Below are 731 nucleotides of genomic sequence, written 5' to 3' on the forward strand. Positions count from 1 at the left end.
TCATTTATTGCAGCGTAACGCTCACTTCTGGTGACGATGTTGTTTCGGTCACGATCAGTGGCGGTCACACCAACATTATCCAGATCATGCGCAATGGCGACGTGATTTTTGATGCTCCACCGCAGCAACGCGTTGCAACCGCTTCTGTTTGTGAAGGTGTGGATATTTCGATCAAACAAATCTATGAGTTTGCCACTCAAGCGCCTTTTGAAGAGATCAAATTCATTCTCCAAGCTGCAGAGCTCAATACCTTGCTGGCTCAAGAAGGTATCGACCGAGGTTACGGCCTAGAAATTGGACGCACGCTAAAAGGCAACATCGAGCAAGGCTTATTGGGCAATGACTTAATGAGTCGCATACAGATGATGACATCCGCGGCGTCTGATGCTCGCATGGGAGGGGCGACGTTGCCAGCCATGAGCAATTTCGGCAGTGGGAACCAAGGTATTGCCGCGACAATGCCAGTTGTAGTTGCGGCAGAAGTATTCCAAAACGACGAAGAACAGTTGGCTCGCGCGTTGATCATGAGTCATTTAGGGGCTATTTACATCAAATCTTATTACCCACCGTTATCCGCATTTTGTGGCAACACTGTTACCAGTGCGGCAGCTTCTATGGCGCTGGTGTATTTAGCTGGTGGTACATTTGAGCAATCATGCTACGCCATTCAAAACGTCATCAGCGACAGTTCAGGTATGGTGTGCGATGGTGCGAAGTCCTCTTGTGCGATG

The 731-nt window shown here is 49.0% G+C and carries 1 protein-coding gene; it reads left to right on the forward strand.

Annotated elements, in window-relative coordinates; all coding sequences use genetic code 11:
- Window positions 1-731 (forward strand): serine dehydratase subunit alpha family protein (locus tag R7093_RS25345; RefSeq protein ID WP_318147035.1); only part of this gene is annotated, 731 nt, incomplete at both ends.

The sequence above is a fragment of the Vibrio sp. 1580 genome (assembly GCF_033340055.1).